The 21,817-nt window shown below is 64.1% G+C and carries 22 protein-coding genes and 1 tRNA gene; 10 read left to right on the forward strand and 13 right to left on the reverse strand.

Features of this window, described 5'->3' with window-relative positions; translation table 11 throughout:
- Positions 1 to 30: 30 nt before the first annotated feature.
- Positions 31 to 309, forward strand: coding sequence for a putative quinol monooxygenase (locus ACPFL9_RS15510; protein WP_426003737.1), 279 nt, complete (start codon positions 31 to 33; stop codon positions 307 to 309).
- A 95-nt stretch (positions 310 to 404) separates the two neighbouring features.
- Here ACPFL9_RS15510 and trxA read toward each other — a convergent pair whose 3' ends face one another.
- Positions 405 to 782, reverse strand: a complete 378-nt coding sequence (gene trxA, locus ACPFL9_RS15515; protein WP_426003738.1) for a thioredoxin — start codon at positions 780 to 782, stop codon at positions 405 to 407.
- A 98-nt stretch (positions 783 to 880) separates the two neighbouring features.
- Positions 881 to 2,746, reverse strand: coding sequence for a GDSL-type esterase/lipase family protein (locus ACPFL9_RS15520; RefSeq protein WP_426003739.1), 1,866 nt, complete (start codon positions 2,744 to 2,746; stop codon positions 881 to 883).
- Between the two features lie 174 nt (positions 2,747 to 2,920).
- Between ACPFL9_RS15520 and ACPFL9_RS15525 the strand changes: the two genes are divergently transcribed.
- Positions 2,921 to 3,337 (forward strand): hypothetical protein, encoded by a 417-nt coding sequence (locus tag ACPFL9_RS15525; RefSeq protein WP_426003740.1) that lies wholly within the window; start codon positions 2,921 to 2,923, stop codon positions 3,335 to 3,337.
- On the opposite strand, the gene ACPFL9_RS15530 is transcribed toward ACPFL9_RS15525, so the two are convergent.
- Positions 3,334 to 3,879, reverse strand: a complete 546-nt coding sequence (locus tag ACPFL9_RS15530) for an acyl-CoA thioesterase (RefSeq protein WP_426003741.1) — start codon at positions 3,877 to 3,879, stop codon at positions 3,334 to 3,336. The two genes, ACPFL9_RS15525 and ACPFL9_RS15530, sit on opposite strands and share 4 nt — an antisense overlap.
- A gap of 173 nt (positions 3,880 to 4,052) precedes the next feature.
- Between ACPFL9_RS15530 and ACPFL9_RS15535 the strand changes: the two genes are divergently transcribed.
- Positions 4,053 to 4,274 (forward strand): hypothetical protein, encoded by a 222-nt coding sequence (locus ACPFL9_RS15535; protein ID WP_426003742.1) that lies wholly within the window; start codon positions 4,053 to 4,055, stop codon positions 4,272 to 4,274.
- A gap of 46 nt (positions 4,275 to 4,320) precedes the next feature.
- Positions 4,321 to 5,088: a potassium channel family protein gene (locus ACPFL9_RS15540; protein ID WP_426003743.1), complete on the forward strand. Its 768-nt coding sequence runs from the start codon at positions 4,321 to 4,323 to the stop codon at positions 5,086 to 5,088.
- 100 nt (positions 5,089 to 5,188) lie between these two features.
- On the opposite strand, the gene ACPFL9_RS15545 is transcribed toward ACPFL9_RS15540, so the two are convergent.
- Positions 5,189 to 5,273 (reverse strand) — tRNA-Tyr (locus tag ACPFL9_RS15545).
- A 129-nt stretch (positions 5,274 to 5,402) separates the two neighbouring features.
- On the reverse strand, positions 5,403 to 5,669 hold the full coding sequence (locus ACPFL9_RS15550; protein WP_426003744.1) for a hypothetical protein: 267 nt from the start codon (positions 5,667 to 5,669) through the stop codon (positions 5,403 to 5,405).
- 180 nt (positions 5,670 to 5,849) lie between these two features.
- On the opposite strand from ACPFL9_RS15550, the gene ACPFL9_RS15555 reads away from it, so the two are divergent.
- Positions 5,850 to 6,341, forward strand: a complete 492-nt coding sequence (locus ACPFL9_RS15555) for a YajQ family cyclic di-GMP-binding protein (protein ID WP_426003745.1) — start codon at positions 5,850 to 5,852, stop codon at positions 6,339 to 6,341.
- A 108-nt stretch (positions 6,342 to 6,449) separates the two neighbouring features.
- Here ACPFL9_RS15555 and htpX read toward each other — a convergent pair whose 3' ends face one another.
- Positions 6,450 to 7,319: a zinc metalloprotease HtpX gene (gene htpX / locus ACPFL9_RS15560; RefSeq protein ID WP_426003746.1), complete on the reverse strand. Its 870-nt coding sequence runs from the start codon at positions 7,317 to 7,319 to the stop codon at positions 6,450 to 6,452.
- A 101-nt stretch (positions 7,320 to 7,420) separates the two neighbouring features.
- Positions 7,421 to 8,692: an MFS transporter gene (locus tag ACPFL9_RS15565; protein WP_426003747.1), complete on the reverse strand. Its 1,272-nt coding sequence runs from the start codon at positions 8,690 to 8,692 to the stop codon at positions 7,421 to 7,423.
- A gap of 96 nt (positions 8,693 to 8,788) precedes the next feature.
- On the opposite strand from ACPFL9_RS15565, the gene ACPFL9_RS15570 reads away from it, so the two are divergent.
- The 4 genes from ACPFL9_RS15570 to ACPFL9_RS15585 all read left to right on the forward strand — a co-directional run bounded on the left by ACPFL9_RS15570 (position 8,789) and on the right by ACPFL9_RS15585 (position 12,331).
- The gene (locus ACPFL9_RS15570) at positions 8,789 to 9,580 is read left to right on the forward strand and encodes a hypothetical protein (protein ID WP_426003748.1); all 792 of its coding nucleotides are present in this window, start codon (positions 8,789 to 8,791) and stop codon (positions 9,578 to 9,580) included.
- Between the two features lie 30 nt (positions 9,581 to 9,610).
- A complete protein-coding gene (locus ACPFL9_RS15575; protein WP_426003749.1) occupies positions 9,611 to 10,087 on the forward strand; it encodes a Fur family transcriptional regulator in 477 nt (158 codons plus the stop codon).
- A gap of 7 nt (positions 10,088 to 10,094) precedes the next feature.
- Positions 10,095 to 11,576, forward strand: a complete 1,482-nt coding sequence (locus ACPFL9_RS15580) for a catalase (protein ID WP_426003750.1) — start codon at positions 10,095 to 10,097, stop codon at positions 11,574 to 11,576.
- A 119-nt stretch (positions 11,577 to 11,695) separates the two neighbouring features.
- Positions 11,696 to 12,331: a DUF2461 domain-containing protein gene (locus ACPFL9_RS15585; RefSeq protein WP_426003751.1), complete on the forward strand. Its 636-nt coding sequence runs from the start codon at positions 11,696 to 11,698 to the stop codon at positions 12,329 to 12,331.
- A gap of 128 nt (positions 12,332 to 12,459) precedes the next feature.
- On the opposite strand, the gene ACPFL9_RS15590 is transcribed toward ACPFL9_RS15585, so the two are convergent.
- The 6 genes from ACPFL9_RS15590 to ACPFL9_RS15615 all read right to left on the reverse strand — a co-directional run bounded on the left by ACPFL9_RS15590 (position 12,460) and on the right by ACPFL9_RS15615 (position 20,332).
- Positions 12,460 to 13,992 (reverse strand): amino acid permease, encoded by a 1,533-nt coding sequence (locus ACPFL9_RS15590; protein ID WP_426003752.1) that lies wholly within the window; start codon positions 13,990 to 13,992, stop codon positions 12,460 to 12,462.
- 229 nt (positions 13,993 to 14,221) lie between these two features.
- Positions 14,222 to 14,677 carry a DUF779 domain-containing protein gene (locus ACPFL9_RS15595; RefSeq protein WP_426003753.1) on the reverse strand — a complete coding sequence of 152 codons (456 nt, stop codon included), beginning with the start codon at positions 14,675 to 14,677 and terminating at the stop codon, positions 14,222 to 14,224.
- A complete protein-coding gene (gene adhP, locus ACPFL9_RS15600; RefSeq protein WP_426003754.1) occupies positions 14,677 to 15,699 on the reverse strand; it encodes an alcohol dehydrogenase AdhP in 1,023 nt (340 codons plus the stop codon). Before adhP ends, ACPFL9_RS15595 begins: the two co-directional genes overlap by 1 nt.
- A 93-nt stretch (positions 15,700 to 15,792) precedes the next feature.
- Positions 15,793 to 17,316, reverse strand: a complete 1,524-nt coding sequence (gene exaC / locus ACPFL9_RS15605; protein WP_426003755.1) for an acetaldehyde dehydrogenase ExaC — start codon at positions 17,314 to 17,316, stop codon at positions 15,793 to 15,795.
- A gap of 99 nt (positions 17,317 to 17,415) precedes the next feature.
- On the reverse strand, positions 17,416 to 18,768 hold the full coding sequence (locus ACPFL9_RS15610) for a GAF domain-containing protein (RefSeq protein WP_426003756.1): 1,353 nt from the start codon (positions 18,766 to 18,768) through the stop codon (positions 17,416 to 17,418).
- A 130-nt stretch (positions 18,769 to 18,898) separates the two neighbouring features.
- Complete coding sequence (locus ACPFL9_RS15615; protein WP_426003757.1) at positions 18,899 to 20,332, reverse strand: FAD-dependent oxidoreductase; 1,434 nt, start codon at positions 20,330 to 20,332, stop codon at positions 18,899 to 18,901.
- Positions 20,333 to 20,461: 129 nt separating this feature from the next.
- On the opposite strand from ACPFL9_RS15615, the gene rarD reads away from it, so the two are divergent.
- Complete coding sequence (gene rarD / locus ACPFL9_RS15620; protein WP_426003758.1) at positions 20,462 to 21,538, forward strand: EamA family transporter RarD; 1,077 nt, start codon at positions 20,462 to 20,464, stop codon at positions 21,536 to 21,538.
- Positions 21,539 to 21,817 lie beyond the last annotated feature (279 nt).

Below are 21,817 nucleotides of genomic sequence, written 5' to 3' on the forward strand. Positions count from 1 at the left end.
CCGCCCTGTCCTGCCGGTAGTGTTGGGGCCATGAGTGAACCCATTGACCTGAAGGCCACGTTCATCCCCAACGAAGGCGAGTTCTACCGCGTGAAGCTTGCCCTGGAAATTGCGATCGATGAGGTGGTCAACGAGCCCGGCTGCATCCGTTACGAACTGACGGAAGCCACCGAGGAAAAGCTGGTGCTCACTGAGCGCTGGGAATCCGAGGAACTCCTGGACAAGCACTCCAAGGGAGTTGCCGTGCAGGACCTGAACGAGTCGTTGAGCGCCCTGCTTGCCGAACCGGTCAAGCTGGAACGCCTCTAAGACCAGCTGTCCCGGCAGAAACTGCCGGAAACAGGACGAGGTCGCCGGAAGTTTCCGGCGACCTCGTGTTTTTTCCGCGCTGGACGCGGGTTGGTCTAGTTTTCCTGGGCTTCGGCACGCTGCTTGGCAACGTGGGCGTGCACCTCGTCCATGTCCAGGCCCTTCACGGCCTCGATGACCTGCTCAAGCTGAGGGCCGTTGAGCGCACCCGGCTGCGAGAAGACCAGGACTTTCTCGCGGAAAGCCATCAGCGTGGGAATGGAAGAGATTCCGGCTTCGGCTGCAAGCTGCTGCTCGGCCTCGGTGTCCACCTTTGCAAAGACGACATCCGAGTGCTTGTCGGAGGCAGCCTCGTAAGTGGGCGCGAACTGGCGGCACGGGCCGCACCAGGCAGCCCAGAAATCCACCAGGACGATGTCGTTGTCCTCAACGGTCGATGCGAACTGTTCTCCAGTGATGTCAACTGTAGCCATGCTTCCACGGTACGCGACCCCGCCCGTCAAGTCCCGTGGATAGCGCCGCTGTTCGCTTCCCGCGTCACCGGGAATAAATGGCGGCGCGCCGGATGTAGCTATTTACCGAGGACGTAGCGCAGTGCCGAGGCATACAACGGCGCGACCTTGTTGTGGCCCGCTTGGGTGAGGTGGACGTCGTCGAGATAGTTGCCGTTTGCCCCGGCGATCGTGGCAGTGCCCGCCATGGAAATCCTAGGCCAGCCCCTCACGGCCGCTTCCCGGGTCACGAGCCCGTCCACCCAGCGGCGCTGCGCATGCCCGGCGTCGTAGCGTGACAGCACGCCATTGACCAGGATGGTGCTCCGCGGATATTTCCGGCGCAGTTCGTCCCAGAGCCGGTTCGCCTGGGACAGGATGGCAGCATCCGTGGCACCGATCCTTGCGTCATTGCCGCCCAGGTTCACCACTACCAGCCCCGGGTTGCCCTGGGGCAGCAGGATCCGGTCCGCCAGCATGGCATCGGTGGCCGAACCACCTCCGACGGCGGGACTGCCGGACACGTAGCCGAGTCCGCCGATGCTGCGGACCACCTGGCGCGGATAGCCCGCTGCCCGGGCGCCCTGTTCGCCCCAGGAATCCAGGTCGAGTTGCGAGTCCCCAAGGAACACCACCGTGGCAGCGTCCACCGGTTCGGCTGAGTAGAGTTCCTGCGTGGTCTCGTTCCAGATTGTTTCCAGCTTCTGGAAGGCCACATGGGCCCCGCGTGCGTCAGTCCAGGAGTCCTTCAGCGGCCACCCGAACTCCCCCGGGTTGATGGACCATACCTTGTAGGTAGGGTGGCCGACGATCCGTGTTCCCGTGGAGGGTCCCCAGACGAGCCAGCCGTTGACGAACTGCTGGACCAACCCGCCGGCCCTGGGGAGTTTGTCCGTCAGCGGCAGCCCCAACTGCCCGGCGGCTCCGCCCAGGGACACGTAGCGGTTGTGGATGTCGCCGTGGGTGGTGGAGTGGGCGCCCGTGGCGGCAGACCAGTAGACCGTGCCGCCTTGGAACTGCTGGTAGGCGAAAGAGGCCTGGCGGTACTCCTCACTGACCGGATAGCCCAAGGCACCGTTCTGCCCGCCCGTTGCATTCCAGTAGCCGCGGATGGCCCCGGCCAGTGCCTTTGCTCCCGTACCGGGAGACCAGACAATGGTGCCCCACTGATAGTGCTGCGCTGATCCACCGCTGCGCAGGCCACGGTACTCATCCGTGGTGGGGTAGCCAAGCTCGCCGTTCTCCATGCCGGACAGCCGCCACCGTTCACGGATCGCCCCCATGGAGGGATGCGCCCCCGACGCCGGCGACCACACCACAAAGCCCCGTTCAAAGACCTGGTACACACCGCCGTCGCGCAGTCCTGTCCGCTCACCGCTGGCCGGGTACCCGAGGTAGCCGCTTTCGAAACCCGAACGTCCCCACGCGAGGTGGATTGAACCGCCGGTCCGCTGCGCACCCGTGGCCGGCGAGTGGGTAATGGCGCCGCGTTCGAACACCTGCTTTGTTCCGCCGTTGCGAAGGCCGCTGGTGGTATCAGTCACGGGATAGCCGTGGAAACCGGCCGGACCGTCTGCGTCCCACCAGGAAGTGCGCACCGGGCCGTTGACCACCACGCGGGCGCCGGTGCGCGGGGACCAGGCGATGTCGCCTCCGACGAACCGCTGCACGCAGCCCGAAGCCGAACACTCTTCTGCGGCAGTCGGTTTGAGCAGCACGCTGCGCGCCCACGTACTGGTGGTGTAGAGGTGTCCGATGGCGCCCGTCACGGGCGGCGTGGCCGTCTCGGTCACCACCCTGGCGGGCGCCGAAGCAGCAGGCTGTGCGGTGGCCGTGGGCGCGGCCGCCGCCGTGCATGCAAGCACGACCCCTGCCAGCAAAAGCGCCGTGGCTGTTCTGTGGATCCTGCGGACTGACCGCGTGGTCGCTGACGCTGCGAACCTCATACTGCTACCCCATGAAAACCCGGGCGGAAGCCCTGCCGCTGCTTCCGCACCGGAAACAGTGAAGCAAGTATGTTCGACGCCGGCATATGGTTGCCTCCCGACGCGGCCTTTGGTGCCACATCGTTATGATGCGGGCACCTTGTGGGGAGGCGGGCACGGGCCTGGCGTATGGGCATGCCGGGAATTGTGCCTGGCCCCGCAATCCGGGTTGCGGGGTTACGGAAGACCTTCGGGCAGCGGGAAGTGCTGCACGGGCTCGACTTTGGGGTGGAACGCGGCTCGGTCTTCGCCGGACTGGCGCTGCTGAGCGGAACCGTGGCGCTGTGCGCCGGGGCGCTGACGGGCCGCAAGGTCCATGGGCTGGCTGCCGGGGCGGGCGTGGCGGTGCTCGGCTACGTTTCCAATGCCGTGGGGCGGCAGGCACCCGACCTCGAGTGGCTCTTGGATTTCTCGCCCTACCACTGGGCCTACGGCAATTCGCCGGTCACCAACGGGGCCAATGCGGGTGCCGCGGCCGCCCTGTGGGGTATCTCGGCGATTCTCGTGGTGGCCGCTGCGGTAGGGCTGCAGCGGCGGGACGTCGGCTCTTAGCTCCACACGTGGGGAGCCGGACGGCGCGCCCCGGGGAGGGCGTTGTTTTCCCGCCACTCGTGGATCCATCCGGGCAATTCCATGTCCGCAGGCGGAGCGCCGAACTCTGCGATGATCTCCTCCTGGGTCACCGGCCTGCCCTTGGCTACAAGGCGCGTGGCGATGTGTGCACGGGCGTAGATTTCGCCGTCCACCACCATGCGCTGCTCAAAGTAGATGGCCTTGGTGTCCAGCCCGATGATCCGGGTTTCGATCGTGTATTGCTGCCACAGCTGGAGCGATTTCCGGAACGCGATGGTCTCACCGGAAGCGACCGGGCTCCAACCACGTTTGCGCATCTTCCGCCAGATCCCGCTGCGCACCATGAGGTCGAACCGGCCCAGGTCCATCAGGGAAAAGTACATGCCGTTGTTGACGTGCAGGGCGATGTCGATGTCGGTGGGCAGGACCCGCAGCGGCAAGGATGACGTGTCCCAGGCTTTCAGAGGGGGACGCCTGGACGAGGTGAACAGCAGCAACAGGGTTCGCAGTAGGAGGTGCATTCCACCATGTTACCCGCGGGTAACATTTTGCGTCACCAAGGAATTGCCTGGTGCAGCCCCTGATTTATGTCCAACTTATGTCCAACGTTTGCACAAACGTTTACCGCCGGTTCATGAATCCCGTGCACAATATCTGGAACCCCGAAACGTCGTGAAGATTCAAGGAGAACCCTGTGAGCGAACTGCTGACCACCCCAATCCCCGGTGACGTATGGCCCACCCTGGACCGGCACCAGGAAGTCGTCCTCCAGGACGCCCGCGGCAACCGCATCGAAGGCACCATCGACGGCATGACGGATGACCGCAGCACGCTTTGGGTCCAGCTCAAGGGCGGCCTGGGCCGGCAGCTGGTCCACCACATGGACGGCTACTGGCTGGAAACTCCCGCCGCCTAGCTGCTTTCGGCCGGATTCGGGCGTTGGCTGTGGCTAGTATTCCCGTATGACTCAAGCGCGCTACCGGGACCTTGTGGAGTGGCCCCTGATGGCCACGGCCCTGATCTTCCTCACTGCGTACGCCTGGCAGGTCATTGGGCGCGTGGAAGGTCCTGCCGCCCTGCCCTTCGAAATCGTCCTGTGGATCACCTGGGGCATCTTCGCCCTGGACTATTTCATCAATCTGTGGCTGGCCGAAGAGCGCGGACGATGGTTTCTCTGGAACCTCCACGAGCTCCTCATCGTGGTACTCCCTTTCTTCCGGCCACTGCGCCTCCTTCGCCTCGTCACACTGCTGTCGGTCCTGCACCGGACCGTGGGCGAAACCCTGCGGGGGCGGATCGCCACCTATGTCGCCGGTTCGGCAGCCATGCTGATCCTGGTCGGGGCGCTGGCCGTCCTCGATGTGGAACAGAATGCCCCCGACGCCAAGATCGTGAGCTTCGGCGACGCTGCCTGGTGGGCCATCACCACCATCACCACGGTGGGCTACGGCGACCTTTACCCCGTCACGCCCATCGGCAGGCTTGTGGCCGCCGCGCTCATGATGAGCGGCATTGCCGTGCTGGGTATCGTCACCGCGTCCATCGCCTCCTGGCTGGTGCAGCGGATCGAGGAGAACGCTGAGGACGTCGCCTCCGCCATGGAAGAGAAAACGACGGCGGCAGAGGCACCTGTCCGTGCCGAGATGGCCGGACTCGTGGCCGAAATCGCCGCGTTGCGCAAAGAGATTGCAGAACTCCGGGAGCACACCGCCCGGCGCAGCGAAGCGTAAGACCGCCCGGCCGCTGCCATGTGGCCGGTAGGCAACCCGGGATGCAACCGGGACGAACAAAAAAAATCCCCGGAACCAGATGGTTCCGGGGATTTCCCGTTGGTGGCAGATGAGGGATTCGAACCCCCGTAGGCAGTGCCAGCTGATTTACAGTCAGCCCCCTTTGGCCGCTCGGGTAATCTGCCGAACTTCAAAAGAAGATCACTTCCGGAAGACCGTTTCTTTTCGAGCCGGTAACCGAAGGCAGAGACAACCTTACAGAACTTCCGTCCAAGAATCTAATCGGGAGCGCACGGCCCGGAATCGCCCGGGAATCAGGCCTCTCCGAGGATCCGTCCGGCCAGTTTCGCCTCGAACTTCGCGGCCTGTTCGGCGGTGATCTGGTTGAGCTCCACGGCCCGCTGCAGGTCTGCGTGGACACCGTCCATGCGTGCAGCCGCATCGGGTACCGGGCTGAGGACAATCGAGGCCGCCACCGCTGCCGCTGCCACCGCGCCGGCTGCGGCAACCGCCGCCGTGCCCAAGGTTCCGGCCGCCACGGACGCGGACTTGCTGACATACTGGACGGCCTTGCTGCTCATGCTTACCTCCGGCGGTGTGCTCTTCCAACAGGTACAACTCTCGGTCCACAGCCTTCGTTCCAACCCTGCGTGTGCTGTGAGCGAACTGTGAAAGGGATCCACGGACCCAATGCTGCCCTTCCGTACTAGGCTTGATGCCAGACAAACCGCCCTTACCGGGCCCCAAACCCAAGGAGAGTCATGGCAGGCGAATCAACGTTCGACGTCGTCAGCAAGGTGGACAAGCAAGAGGTCGCCAACGCGCTCAACCAGTCACAGAAGGAAATCGCTCAGCGGTACGACTTCAAGGGAGTCGGCGCCGAGATCGACTTCAGCGGCGAGAAGATCCTCATGAAGGCCAACTCCGAGGACCGCGTCATGGCTGTCCTGGATGTCTTCCAGTCCAAGCTCATCAAGCGCGGCATCTCCTTGAAGTCCCTGGACCAGGGCGAGCCTTACCCCTCGGGCAAGGAATTCCGCCTGGAGTGCACCATCAAGGAAGGCATCGCCCAGGACATCGCCAAGAAGATCAACAAGATCATCCGCGACGAAGCCCCCAAGTCCGTCAAGTCCCAGATCCAGGGCGACGAACTCCGCGTCACGTCCAAGTCCCGCGACGACCTGCAGGCCACCATGGCCATCCTCAAGAACTTCGAGGAAGCCGACCTGCAGTTCGTGAACTTCCGCAGCTAGGTTCTGCACCAGGAAAAGCCGGGGTGTGCCGCACCCCGGCTTTTTGCCTTTCCGGGGGTTCGCACTTGACTCAGTGGCCGCCCGGCGACCTCAACGAACCCCGCGCGGCTAGGACAACGGCCGCCCTGCCATCCGCTCCAACCGGGCAATGCGGTCTCCCATGGGAGGGTGCGTGGAGAACAACCGGCGCATTCCACCGCCCCGGAACGGGTTGGCGATCATCAGATGCGAGGCGTTGACGAGTCGCTGGTCCTGCGGCAGCGGAAGCTGGGAAACTCCGGACTCGATCTTCCGCAGCGCCGAAGCCAGCGCCAGCGGGTCCCCGGTAAGTTGGGCACCGTCCTCGTCGGCGTCGTATTCCCGCGTGCGGGATATGGCCATCTGGATTAGCGAGGCCGCGAACGGCGCCAGCAGGGCCATGGCGATCATGGCGATCGGGTTGGCATTCCGCCGGTCCCCGCCGCCGAAGAACAGCAACATCTGCCCCACGGACGTGATGACGCCGGCCACGGCGGCGGCCACTGACGACGTCAGGATGTCCCGGTTGTACACGTGCATCAGTTCGTGGCCCAGCACCCCCCGGAGTTCACGGGCATCGAGCAGGTGCAGGATCCCTTCGGTGCAGCACACTGCGGCGTTCTTGGGGTTGCGGCCGGTGGCGAAGGCGTTGGGCGTCATGGTGGGCGAGAGGTAGATCCGGGGCATCGGCTTGTTGGCCCGTACGGACAACTCCCGGACAATCTGGTACAGCTGGGGAGCCTGGGCCTCGGAGACAGGGTAGGCAGACATGGAACGGATGGCGATCTTGTCGCTGTTCCAGTACCCGTAGGCCGTGGTTGCCACGCCGATCAGTGCCATGATCCAGATAGGGGCAGAGCTGCGCGTACCGGCGCCGATGAGGGCGCCCAAACCCAACAGCACCGCCCACAACACGCCAAAGAGCGCTGCGGTCTTGAGTCCATTGTTGTGTCTGTGCACGGTGGTCCAATCGCTTTCGTCGGTTGTTTTGTCCGGATTAACGCCGACGGCGGGCGGCATGTTCCGCGGGCCCGGCCCCCGGGGCGGTGAAAGGCTTCGGCTCAGGGCGTGGGGTGCTTGGCATCGTACGCCACAAAACCGGGTTGCAGCCGGGAGGCCAGCCAGGCCAGGACGATGCAAAGGATGCCGCCCAGCAGCAGCACTCCCCCTTCGCTGAGGAACTGCGTGACTCCCCCGGCCAGCATGTCTCCTACCCGCGGACCGCCGGCAACCACCACGATGAACACGCCCTGCAGCCGGCCGCGCAGATGGTCCGGCGTGGCGGACTGAAGGATCGTGGTGCGGAAGACGGCGCTGACGGAGTCTGAAATGCCTGCGAGCGCGCAGCACGCTGCGGCCGGTATCAGCCATGGGGTGACTCCCCCGCGCCCGGCGTCTCCGGCGAGCAGCACCACCAGGCCGAAGCCGCCGATGGACGCACCCCAGCCAACCACTGCCCACACCACGGCACTGCCTTGCCGCCGGACACGGCCCAGCGGTCCGGAGAACAGCCCCGCCAGGAAAGCGCCCACGGCCGTGGAGGCGAGCAGCACACCCACAGTGGTTTCGCCGCCCCCGATCATGACGGCCCCGATGGCCGGCATGAGGGCGCGGGGCTGGGCGCAGATCATGGCGATGAGGTCGATGATGAAGGTCATGCGGACGTTGGGCCGGGTTCCCAGGAACCTGAAGCCTTCCACCACGGAGCGCAGGCCCGGCCGGACCGCATCGTCGGACGGAGGCAACGGGGGCAGGGTGAACAGTCCCCATAGGGCGAAGGTGAAACTAACGACGTCGATCGTGTAGGTCCAGCCAAAACCGATGGTAGCCACGAGGACGCCGGCCAGCAGCGGGCCGGCGGTCATGGAAAGGCCGAACGTGAGCATGTTCAGGGCGTTCGCTGCGGGCAGGAGGTCCTTGCGGACCAGCAGCGGAATGATGGCACTGCGCGCTGGCCCGTTGATGCCCTGGGCCCCGCTCTGGATGGCCACCAGCACGTAGAGCAGCCACACATTCCCCACCTCCAGCCACGCCTGCAGCGCAAGGCACACTGTGGTGGCCCACAGCACTATCGAGGCTACGATCGCCACTTTGCGCCGGTCGTACGCGTCGGAAACGGACCCGCCATAGAGCCCGGCCACCACCAAGGGAACCAACGCGAAGATGCCAAGGAGGCCCACGTAAAAGCTTTCCCGGGTCAGGCGGTAAACCTCCAGACTGACAGCCACGAGGGTGAGTTGGGTGCCTATTGCTGCCACCGACCCGCCGATCCACAGCCGTCGAAAAGCCGGGCTCTCTTTCAGGGGGGTGATGTCAGCCAGTAGTTTTGCCACCTTGCTACCCTAGCGAGCCGGCGATACGCCCCGTGACTCGCCCTTCTCCCGCTGTCACGGCTTGGTTGGTAGGCTCACCCCGGGGAGGGAGGTGCAATGGTCTTGTCACGACGCTTGCTGTTCCGCTCCGCGTTCTGGGAGCTTGCCCGTCCGCGTCATCCGCTGACCGCCGGCCACGTTGTGCTCCGGCTGTCCGACCCGTCCGTGGAGTTCACGGAATCTTCCGCCGCCGACTGGTTGTACTGCCATGGCCTGGCACGCACCGCCCTGCGTGAAGTCCTGGGCGCTTCGCGCTGCTCCGTGATGTTCGCCCACCTGTGGCACCCGCTGGGGGACGCGGTGGGGGAACCCGTGGCCGAGTCGTCTACTCCGACGTTCCATTTGTTTGCGCGCTGGCACGGAGAAACCACGACGCCGGGCCGCCAGCTTGCGCTTCCGGCCTACCGCCGGGTGGCCGAGCCGGAGGAGGACCTGGACCTCGTAGACCACCGGCTCCGGGAGTCCGTCCGCGCTGCGGCTTCCGGCCTTCAGGCTCCCCTGCCGGGACCGGGCGGCGGCGCGGAGCCGGGTGCCGGCGTCGTACCTGACGCGCAGCACGCGCCGCTCGTGGCGACCGTCGATGCGGGCCGCAACCATTTGGTATTTGAACCTGCAAGCGGCGCGCCGGGCATCGCGGATGTCCTTCCCGGTGAGCTTGTTGCCTTGGGTGCGGCGCTGGGGTCCCTTCCCCTGTCTTCCCGGAGCAGTGGGTACAGCTGCGTGGCCGTCGAAGCGCCGGATCCCGGCGGGTCGTTGCGGGTGCATGCTGTGGGCCGCTCCGCGGCCGAGGAGGCAAGCCCAATGCTTGATGTCTTCCGTTTGCCGGAAGTTAGCCTCGCCTTATTGTGAACTTATCAAAATAAGTGCTTCAATGGATGCATGATCGATCACACAGCCGACCAGGACGCATGGGCCGCTGCCCTGCGGTCCCACGGACGGCGCGTGACCAAACAGCGGCTGGCAGTATTGGCCGCGGTCCAGCATCATCCGCATTCCCCGGCAGAGGGCATTCTCGCTGCCGCCCGGGAGGAACTACCTGAACTGACGGCGCAGTCTGTTTATGTGGTGCTCAGCGACCTCACGGATTTGCAGATGCTGCGGCGCTTCGAACCACCGCACTCCCCGGCACTCTATGAGACCAGGGTGGGCGACAACCACCACCACGCCGTCTGCATCAGCTGCGGCAAGGTGGAGGACGTTGACTGCGCCGTGGGGCACGCACCATGCCTTACGCCGCACTGGGACGAAAACTCCAAGCCAATGACCATCCAGATTGCAGACGTCCTCTACCAGGGCATCTGCCAGGACTGCCAGGCCAAACAACAGCTTCCCGTACTACCAGTTACCAAGAAATAGGAGAACGATGACTGCCATTTCCACAACTCAGTCTGGTGCCCCCGTTACGTCTGACGCGCACTCCAAGTCCGTCGGCGCCGATGGAGCCATCATCCTGACCGACCACTACCTGGTGGAAAAGCTCGCCCAGTTCAACCGCGAGCGGGTCCCGGAGCGCGTTGTGCACGCCAAGGGCGGCGGCGCTTTCGGTACGTTCAAGACCACGTCCGACGTTTCCAAGTACACCAAGGCAGCATTCCTGCAGCCCGGCGTCGAGACCGACATGCTCATCCGTTTCTCCTCGGTTGCAGGCGAGAACGGCTCCCCGGACACCTGGCGCGACCCCCGCGGTTTCGCCGTGAAGTTCTACACCTCCGAGGGCAACTACGACCTCGTGGGCAACAACACCCCGGTGTTCTTCATCCGCGACGGCATCAAGTTCCCGGACTTCATCCACTCGCAGAAGCGCCTCCCGGGCACCCACCTGCGTGACGCTGACATGCAGTGGGACTTCTGGACCCTCTCCCCCGAGTCCGCCCACCAGGTCACCTGGCTCATGGGTGACCGCGGCCTCCCGGCCAACTGGCGCGAGATGCAGGGCTACGGCTCGCACACCTACCAGTGGATCAACGCCGCCGGCGAGCGCTTCTGGGTCAAGTACCACTTCAAGTCCAACCAGGGCGTCAACTCCATCACCAGCGAAGAGGCCGAGGCGCTGGCCGGTTCAGATGCGGACTTCTACATCCGCGACCTCCACGAGAACATCAAAGCCGGCAACTTCCCCTCCTGGGAACTGCACGTCCAGGTCATGCCTTACGAGGACGCCAAGACCTACCGCTTCAACCCGTTCGACCTCACCAAGGTGTGGCCGCACGCTGACTACCCGCTGATCCACGTGGGCACCATGGAGCTGAACAAGAACCCGGAGAACTACTTCGCGCAGATCGAGCAGGCCACCTTCGCGCCGTCGAACTTCGTGCCGGGCATTGCTGCTTCCCCGGACAAGATGCTGCAGGCCCGCATCTTCTCCTACGCTGACGCACACCGGTACCGCGTTGGCACCAACCACGCCCAGATCCCCGTGAACCAGCCCAAGAGCCCGGTCCACAACTACAGCCAGGATGGACAGGGACGCTACCTGTTCAACTCCCCGAGCACCCCGGTCTACGCACCGAACACCGTTGGTGGCCCGGCTGCTGTTGAGCCTGCCTCCCCGGCAGGCGGCTGGGAGAACGACGGCGAGCTCACCCTCTCCGCCCACTCCCTGCACGCCGAGGACGACGACTTCGGCCAGGCCGGCACCCTGTACCGCGAGGTCTACGACGAGGCTGCCAAGGCACGCTTCCTCGAGACCATCACCGGTGCCGTTGGCGGCGTGAAGAGCGCCGACATCAAGGAACGCGCCATCCAGTACTGGACCAACGTTGACGCCGAACTCGGTGCCAAGCTGCGCGCCAACCTCGGCGCCGGCGAAGGCTCCTCCGACGCAGAAGCTGCCAACAAGCTCTAAGCGTTTTTGCTACGGGAACACCCCGCTGCGGATCCATTCCGCAGCGGGGTGTTCTTCGTTTTCCACATAGCTGAATCCAGCTATGGCTGCGCCCGCGCGGCGCTACCTAGGATCCTTGCATGAGCACATTTGAAGGCATCCCCGCTGCAGCATTCCGCTTCTACGCGGAGCTTGAAGAGAACAACAACCGCGAGTGGTGGCTGGAGAACAAAAGCAGGTACGACGCCGATGTCAGGGCGCCGCTGTCCGCCCTCCTTGCGGACCTCGAACCGGAGTTCGGGCCGGCCAAGATCTTCAGGCCCAACCGGGACATCAGGTTCTCCCAGGACAAGTCACCGTACAAGACGGCTCAGGGCGCTTTCGCCTCGCGCCTGGAGGGCGTGGGATTCTACGTGCAGGTCAATGCCGACGGCCTCCTGATCGGCGGTGGCTACCATTCCCACACCCCGGCCCAGCTGGCCCGCTACCGGGGTGCAGTGGATGCCCCGGACTCCGGAGGGCAACTTCAGGAGATCGTCGATTCCTTGTCAGCGGCCGGGTTCTTTATCGAGGGTGAGCAACTGAAGACCGTTCCCCGGGGCTTCGATCCGGAGCACGCCCGTGGCCGGCTGCTCAAGCACCGGTACCTGTCCGCCGGCATGGAGGTGGGGCAACCCTCCTGGGTTTCAACCCCGGCAGCACAAGCCGAGGTTGCTTCCCGCTGGGAGACCCTGAGGCCTTTGGTTGACTGGATCAGCCTGCACGCGGCGCCCTAGTCGCTGATCAAACCAGCCCGAAAGCATCTGTCCAAAGGGCAGACCCCGAAGCGTGTCCCCCGGGGCGGGACGCGAAGACGCCCGGGAACAGCAGTTCCCGGGCGTCCTGGCTTTATGTGCGGCGTGGATCAGACCGTGGTAAAGGTGTCTTCGTCACCAGGCTTGGAATCCACGGACGCCTTGGCCGCAGCGAACTTCTCGTTGAGGCGGGAGTGGCGCTGTCCGTAGGCGAAGTAGATCGCCATGCCGATGACCAGCCAGATTGCGAAGAAGATCCAGGTTTCCACCGCGAGGTTGGTCATCAGGTACAGGCACAGGAGTGCTGAGACCACGGGGAGGACCTTGCCGAAAGGCACCCGGAAGGCGGGCTTCAGGTCCGGGCGCTTCTTGCGCAGCACCAGGATGCCCAGGCTGACCATCACGAACGCGGAGAGCGTTCCGATGTTGATCATTTCCTCCAGGAGATCCACGTTGGTCAGGCCGGCCACCAGGGCCACCGCAGCACCGCAGATGATCTGCAGGCGGGCAGGAGTGGCGTGCTTGTCACTGGTCCGGGACAATGCCCGCGGGAGCAGACCGTCGCGGCTCATGGCCAGGACAACACGGGCCAGGCCCATCAGGAGGACCATGATCACGGTGGTCAGGCCGATGAGGGACCCGAAGGCAATGACCTTGGCGGCATCGGTGTTTCCAACGGCCTCGAATGCCGTGGTCAGCGTCGGGTTCTTCACTTCCGCCAGCTGGGTGTAGGACACCATGCCGGTCAGGGCAAGAGACACAAGAATGTACAGCAGGGTCACCAACGCCAGGCCGCCGAAGATACCGCGGGGCAGGGTCTTTTGCGGATTCTTCACTTCTTCGGCGGACGTGGCCACCACATCGAAGCCAATGAACGCGAAGAACACCAGGGCCGCACCCGCGAAGATACCGAGGGTGCCGTACTGGGCCGGTGCCGCGCCGGTAAGGAAACCGAAGAAGGACTGCTTCATGACGTCCGCCACGCCAGTGCTTTCGGTGGGCACGGAGTCCGGAACGAACGGGCTGTAGTTGGAGAACTTCACGTAGCTGAAGCCGACCACGATCACGAAGAGCACCACGCCGATCTTGATCAGCGTGAAGATGTTGCCGACGCGGGCGGACAGCTTCGTCCCCAGCACCAGCAGCACGGTGAAGATCGCCACGATGAGGAACGCGCCCCAGTAGAGGTCCACACCGCCCAGGCTGATGGACGGCGGCAGGTCTACACCCATCAGGCCAAAGACCGTACTGAGGTAGATGCCCCAGTACTTGGCGATCACAGCCGCGGCAGTGAAGAGTTCAAGAATGAGGTTCCAGCCGATGATCCAGGCCAGGACCTCGCCCATGGTGGCATAGGTGAAGACGTATGCCGAGCCCGCCACGGGGATTGCGGTGGCGAATTCCGCGTAGCACATGATGGCCAGGGCGCAGGTGACGGCAGCAATGGCAAAGGAGATGGTCACCGCAGGGCCGGCGAAATTCGCAGCAGCCTTGGCGCCCACGGAGAAGATACCGGCTCCCACGGCAACGGCGACACCCATGATCATGAGATCCCAGGTGCTGAGGCTGCGCTTGAGGGTACGGCCGGGTTCGTCGGCGTCAGCGATCGACTGCTCGATCGACTTGGTCCTGAAAATGTTCATAAAGATGCCACATTCTGGATGGGGATGATATAGGACTCATCAAGGATAGTGTCCAGCCGATGGACGACCATATTTGTCCCGAATAGTGAGACGAAGCACGTTCTCCTGTGGCTGGTGGTGCAGATGTGACTCCCAGATTGTTTGGTCCCAGCCCGCATAAAGGCCCCGGATTGCCGGTAGATCGGCAAACCGGGGCCCTTTCGCGCCGCCGCGTTATCAGAAATGACGATCAGTCCTGTCTGACATCAGGAACGTCCCAGTCCATCAGCGTGGAACGGATCAGGAACCTCTTTCCTTCCGGAGACTCCACGGAGAATCCACTCCCCCGGCCGGCCACTACGTCCACCGTGATGTGGGTGTGCGACCAGTACGCAAATTGCTCCCTGGCCATCCAGAACCCCAGTGGCTTGGCATCTCCTGCCGTGCCGATGTCGAACCTGCCCAGCAGGACATCCGAATCCCCGGTCAGGAAATCACCGGCCGGGTAGCACATCGGCGCCGAACCATCACAGCAACCGCCGGACTGGTGGAACATCAAGGGTCCATGCTGGTCCCAGAGCTTGCGCAGCAGGTCCACAGCGTCACCGGTGAGGGCTACCCGGGAAAAGTCCTCGCCGGGCAGCGTCACCGAGGCTTCAAGAACAGGCTGCGCACTGATGTCCTCCTGCGGCTGGATCCTGTCCATCAGAACGTCAGCACCACGCGGCCGTCGATCTTGGCATGCTTCATCTCGTCCAGGACCGCGTTGACCTCGGAAAGTTCACGGGTGGAGACGGTTGGCTTGATCTTGCCCTGGGCATAGAAGTCCAGAGCTTCCTCAAGATCCTGGCGGGTACCCACGATCGACCCGCGGACCGTGAGACCTTTGAGGACAATGTCGAAGATCGGTGCCGGGAAGTCTCCGGGAGGCAAGCCGTTGAAGACGATCGTTCCACCCCGCCGGGCCATGCCGATCGCCTGGCCGAAAGCTGAGGGATGCACCGCCGTCACCAGCACGCCGTGGGAGCCGCCGGTTTCCCGCTGGATCACCTCGGCCGGGTCTTCATGCAAGGCATTGACGGTCACCTCTGCACCGTGTTGGCGCGCCAGCGCCAGCTTGTCATCAGCGATGTCCACCGCCGCAACGCGGAACCCCATGGCCACGGCGTACTGGACTGCGATGTGCCCCAGGCCGCCGATTCCGGAGACCGTCACCCATTGACCCGGCTTTGCCTCGGTCATCTTCAGGCCCTTGTAGACAGTGACGCCCGCACACAGGACGGGGGCAACTTCCACAGGATCGGAGCCGGCGGGGATGCGGGCAGCGAAGCGTGTGTCCACCAGCATGTATTGACCGAAAGATCCGTTGACGCTGTAGCCTCCGTTTTTCTGGGCCTCGCACAAGGTTTCCCATCCGGTGCGGCAATACTGGCAGTCACCGCACGCGGACCACAGCCACGCGTTGCCCACCAGGTCACCGACAGCAACGTCCGTGACGCCATCACCGACCTCCACCACTTCGCCGACGCCCTCGTGTCCCGGGACGAACGGAGGTGTCGGTTTGATGGGCCAGTCGCCCTCGGCGGCGTGCAGGTCGGTATGACAAACCCCGGACGTCAGGAGGCGAACCAGCGCCTGGCCGGGACCCGGCGTCGGACGTTCAACCTCCATGACCTTCAGGTCGGTTCCAAATTCGGTAACTACTGCTGCTTGCATGGTCGTCGACATTGACGATCTCCCTTTTTCATTTGGACAACAGGACAGTTGTGCACGGCAGCCGCCCACAGGGACCAGCGGAGGGCGGCTGCCGTGCACAAGCTTTTAGAAGAAGCCGAGTTTGTTCTCGTTGTAGCTGACCAGCAGGTTCTTGGTCTGCTGGTAGTGGTCCAGCATCATGGCGTGGTTCTCACGGCCGATGCCTGATGACTTGTATCCGCCGAAGGCAGCCCCTGCCGGATACGCGTGGTAGTTGTTGACCCAGACCCGGCCGGCCTGGATTTCGCGGCCTGCGCGGTAGGCGACATTTCCGTTGCGCGACCAGACGCCGGCACCAAGTCCGTAGAGGGTGTCGTTGGCGATGCCGATGGCGTCGTTGTAGTCGCTGAATCTGGTGACGGACACTACCGGGCCGAAGATCTCCTCCTGGAAGATCCGCATCCTGTTGTGTCCCTCGAAGATGGTGGGTTGGACGTAGTAGCCGCCGGCCAGATCACCGGAGAGCTCGGCCCGGGCACCACCGGTCAGGACCTTGGCACCCTCCTGCTTTCCAACGTCGATGTAGGAAAGGATTTTCTCCAGTTGGTCGTTGGAGGCCTGGGCGCCGATTTGGGTGTCCGTGTCCAGTGGGTTGCCCTGGATGATCTTGTTGGTGCGGGCTACGACGTCGCTCATGAAAGAGTCGTAGATGCCTTCCTGAACCAGGGCACGGGACGGGCAGGTGCAGACTTCGCCCTGGTTGAACGCGAAGAGTGTGAAGCCTTCCTGGGCTTTGTCGTAGAAGGCGTCGTTCTGGGCTGCGACGTCGTCGAAGAAGATATTGGGACTCTTGCCGCCCAGCTCCAGCGTGACCGGAATCAGGTTGTTGGACGCGTACTGGCTGATCAGGCGGCCAGTAGTGGTCTCCCCGGTGAACGCGATCTTCCGGATGCGCGGGCTGGACGCCAGCGGCTTGCCCGCCTCCACGCCAAAGCCGTTGACCACGTTGACGACGCCGGCCGGCAGGAGATCACTGATCAGTTCCATGAGGACCAGGATGGACGTCGGCGTCTGTTCGGCGGGCTTGAGGACAACCGCGTTTCCGGCCGCGAGTGCCGGTGCCAGCTTCCAGACGGCCATGAGGATGGGGAAGTTCCAGGGGATGATCTGGCCGACAACGCCCAGCGGCTCCTTGAAGTGGTAAGCCGTGGTGTCCTCATCCAGTTGGGAGAGTCCGCCTTCCTGGGCGCGGACCGCCGAGGCGAAATAGCGGAAGTGGTCAGCGGCCAGCGGGATGTCGGCGTTGAGGGTTTCGCGAACCGGCTTGCCGTTGTCCCAGGTTTCGGCCACCGCGAGCAGTTCCACGTTCTCGTCAATGCGGTCCGCGATCTTGTTCAGGATGGCCGCACGCTCGGCCGCGGAGGTCTTTCCCCAGGAGGGTGCCGCTTTGTGGGCTGCGTCGAGCGCAAGTTCAATGTCCTCTGCCGTTCCGCGGGCAACCTCACAGAAGGCCTTGCCCGTCACCGGCGTGATGTTCTCGAAGTAGCCGCCCTTGACCGGGGCAACCCATTCCCCACCGATCCAGTTCTCGTACCGGTCCTTGAACGTGACCTTTGATCCCTCCGCACCGGGCTGTGCGTAAACAGTCATTGCTGGCTCCTTTGCTGCAAATAACGGTGGCTGTCGCCGTTGATGTGAGCCTAGGAGCGGGAAGGTTGCAGCAACGTTGCAACCGTGTGAATCAGATCACTATGCAGTCATTTCGCTTTCGAGCCGTTCAAGGTCGGCCACCACGGCGGCGCGCTTGGGCGACCGCGGCGGAAGGAGCTTAAGGACGGCAAGGCGGAGGTCGGCGTCGTACTTCGCCTCAGGCAACTGCGCGTACTTCAGCAGCGAGTCCACACTGCCATCGCTCAGCAGCGCTTCGCGCAGCAGGTGCGACACGCGCTCACGCAACTGCACGACGCCGGGCGCCTCCGAACGCGGCAAAACCGCACCTTTGTAGATTTCCAAGGCGATACGGTGGGCGCCACGTTGCAGGCAGGTCAGCACCTGTCCGGCGTCCGGCAGCAACTCCACCGGCAGCCGGTACGGGCGCGACTCAGGAACGGCCTCGGGGCTGAGCTCCTGGATGACTTTGCGGAGCCGCACCATCTCGGCCCGGAGCGTAACGGCTGATCCGTCGCCGGGGTACAACCGGGCGCACAACTCCTCCGCGCTGAGCCCGGCAGGGTGGCTGCCCAAAATCGCCAGGATCTCGCTGTGGCGGGCCGACAACGCTACGGTACGTCCGCCGATGCTCAGCAGGGCCTGGTCCCGCCCCAGCAACTGCAGGCTGTTGCGGTAGAGCGTGTTCCGGCGCTCATCGCCCCCGCGCGCGGACGGCGAGTGCCGGCGTCGTGGTTTCTCGCGTGCCGAAGCGGCGAGCTGAAGCCGCTCGATCCGCAACTGCGCCTGGGCCGCGGCAACGGTAGCCTCCACCAGGGAAACAGTGTGCGGGGCGACGGCGGTCTCCGTTCCGGTGATGTCCACGACGCCCAGCACTGCACCGCTGTCCGGGTCATGGAAAGGAACCGCCGTGCAACTCCACGGATGGACCGAGCGCTTGAAATGCTCCGCACCGGCGATCTGGATGCTCCGGTTCACCGCCAAGGCCGTGCCCGGGGCGCTGGTCCCCACGGACGCCTCGGACCAATCAGCGCCGGCGACGAACATCATGCTCTCCGCACGGCGCTGCATGACGGGATCCCCGTCCACCCACAGCAAGCGTCCGACGTCGTCGCCGACCGCCACCAACAGGCCACTGTCGTGGCTGGGCTGGACCAGCAACTTCCGGATGACGGGCATGATCGTGGCCAGCGGGTGCTGACGGCGGTAATCCTCCAGCTCGTCACGGTCCATGGCCAGCGGAGCCTCTGCGACATCCGGGTTGGCCTTGAAACCGGCAGAACGCTGCCAGGACTCACGGACCAGGCTGCGGAGGCCGGGAATGACCTCATCTGCGGACAGGGTTCCGAGCTGCTCATGGCCGGACAGGGCACGCCGCTGCAACAGCTCCGGGGCATCATTGCCCGGAACAGGCGGGTGGATCGGGCTCTTCATCGAACTCCCTGGCGGCAAAAAGGTGTGCTGACGGCAGACGGTACGGGTCAGTCTAATTCCGGCCGCACACTTTGTGTACCGCTGCCGGCTTACCGGACCGGGTGGGCGTGGGCCGTCCGCCAGCTGTGTTTCAGCCGCGGGAAATCCGGATCATCTCCTCGCGGGGAACCACCTTGATGCGTTCGCGCACCACGCCGTCGGCTTCAGGAGCGTCTGACCAGGCCGAACCAAGTGCGAGTTCGTGGGCGTCCAGACGGTTCCAGCCCTCCCACGTGGTGTACTCGATGCCGCGTTCCTCCAGGAGATCGATGATGGCCTGCGGATCCGGGTTGGTGGCCGGTGGCAGGTTGAGCCGATCCTCCAGCAGGCAGCCAATGGTCTCCAGGGCATCGCCCTTGGTGTGACCGATCAAGCCGACGGGGCCGCGCTTGATCCAGCCCGTGGCGTAGATGCCCGGGACCGGTTGGCCATCGGCGTCCAGGACGCGGCCGCCGTCGTTCGGAATGACGCCGCGGCGGGCGTCATACGGCAGCTCATCCAGCGGCGAACCGTGATACCCGATGGCGCGGTACACGGCCTGGACCGGGTACTCCAGGATCTCCCCCGTCCCTTTCGCGTTGCCCGTGCCGTCGAGTTCCATCCGCTCGAACTTGATCGCGGAAACTTTGCCGGGAGTTTCGGGGGAATCGAGGATCTCCACCGGACTGTGCAGGAAGTGGAGGTGCAGGCGGCGCGAGGACGGCTGCTCCGACTCGGCGTGTTCTTCCACCAGCCAGTTGGTCAAGGTGTTGACCATGGTCTTGGTCTGGTTGTTGGTGCGGATGGCCTCATCCGAGGCCTCGTCGAACTCGAAGTCTTCGGGGTACAGGACAATGTCCACGTCCTTGCAGTGCGAAAGTTCCCGAAGTTCCAGCGGCGTGAACTTGACCTGGGCGGGGCCACGGCGGCCAAAGACGTGGACATCCGTGACGGGCGACTTCTTCAGGCCCTGGTACACGTTGTCCGGAATCTCGGTAACCAACAGTTCCTCGGGATGCTTGGCCAACATGCGGGCAACATCCAGCGCCACGTTTCCGTTGCCAATGACCGCGATCTCCCTGGCTTCCAACGGCCAGTCACGCGGAACGTCCGGATGGCCGTCGTACCAGGACACGAAATCGGCGCCGCCAAACGAACCCTGCAGCTCGATCCCGGGGATGTTCAGGTCAGCGTCCTTGATGGCACCGGTGGAGAAAATCACGGCGTCGTAGAAGGAACGGAAGTCGTGGAGGGTCAGGTCGCGCCCATACGTGACGTTGCCCAGGAACCGGATATCGCCACGGTCCAGGACCTTGTGGAGCGCGTTGACGATTCCCTTGATGCGCGGATGGTCCGGGGCCACGCCGTACCGGATCAGGCCGTAGGGTGCCGGGTAGGCCTCGAAGAGGTCGATGCTGACCTCAACGTCGCCGCCCTTGACTTCGTTGGACTTGGTGAGGATGTCCGCCGCGTACACACCTGCGGGACCCGCGCCCACAATGGCAACGCGAAGCGGACGTTGGGGAGAGGTGGCTGAGTTGGACACCGAAAGCCCTTCCGAAGCAGTGAGCCACGCCCGTGGTCGGGGCGCGCAGATTCCAATTCTAGACACGCACCCCCGGGCCCACCGCCCATATGGCACGAGTCACAAAGAATCCTAAAAACAAGCCGAACATTGCGGAATATTGCGCCGGGTCGCGGTGTTGGCGCCTTTGTGTCGACACCTGAGCAGATCCTTCCCGCATCATCCGCAGCACAGCCCACGACGGCGGCAGGCGGGGGCGGCGGCAAGGGAACGGGCGTCGGGAGTACCTCGGGCGGCAAGCCCGTGCGCAGCGAAACCACCACCGGAATCCTGTTCGGCATCGGAGCCTACGGATTGTGGGGCCTGCTCCCCATCTACTTCTTCGTGCTGCAGCCGGCCGGGGCCGTCGAGATCGTTGCCAACCGTGTGGTGTGGTCGCTGCTCTTCTGTGCATTGCTGATCACCGTCACACGGACGTGGAAGGTCCTCGGGCGGGCCATGAGGGACCGGACCATGATGGGTCCGCTCGCCCTGGCGGCAGTCCTGATCGCCATTAACTGGCTGACCTACACTTTTGGCGTCACCACGGGCCATGCCGTGGAAACATCCCTTGGCTACTTCATCAACCCTCTGGTTTCCGTGCTGCTGGGCGTTTTCGTCCTCAAAGAGAAGCTGCGGCCGCTCCAGTGGACGGCGGTTGGCATCGGTTTTGTAGCCGTGGGTGTCCTTACCTACTCCTACGGGCAGTTGCCGTGGATCGCCTTGATGCTGGCTTTCAGTTTTGGCCTCTACGGCTTCGTGAAGAAGCGTGTAGGGCCCAAGGTGGACGCCATCACCAGCTTGTCCGTAGAGACCGTGGTCCTGGCTCCGTTCGCCGCCGTGACCATGGTGGTGCTGGGCACTACCGGCGCAGCCACCCTGACAACCCAGGGCCCGGCGCACTTCTGGCTGATCCTGGCCTCCGGCGTCATAACCGCCGTGCCACTTCTCTTCTTCGGTGCTTCCGCGAGGCGTTTGCCCATGACCACCATCGGCCTGCTGCAGTACTTTGCACCCGTGCTCCAGTTCGTCGTGGCGCTGACCATCTTCAACGAGACCATGACCACAGCCCGCTGGATCGGCTTCTTCGTGGTGTGGCTGGCCCTGCTTTTGTTGACCGTCGACATGCTCCGGACCGCGCGCAAGAACTCCGTTTTGAAGAAGAAAGCCCGGCTGGCCGCGGCCTGAGTCGGCTGGCTCGCCGAGCTCGCTGGAAGCCTGCGCCTTCGCGGGAAGTTTCCCCACGTAGGCGCAACTTTCCAGCGAGCCCGTGGACGATCCTTCGGCGCTATCTGCTCGTTACGGAGGAAGTTGTCCTGAGCACTTTTGTTCACTTCTGTTGAGGTGCACGTGGACCGGGCATAGGGTTGCGGAAACTTTTCCCACGTAGCTCGCAGTAGTGGTTGTTCCCAGGGCCGGGAACAACCACTACTGCCAGTCAGTTACGCCGACCCTCTCGAAACGGAG

The sequence above is a fragment of the Paenarthrobacter sp. NyZ202 genome (assembly GCF_049860755.1).
GTDB lineage: Bacteria > Actinomycetota > Actinomycetes > Actinomycetales > Micrococcaceae > Arthrobacter.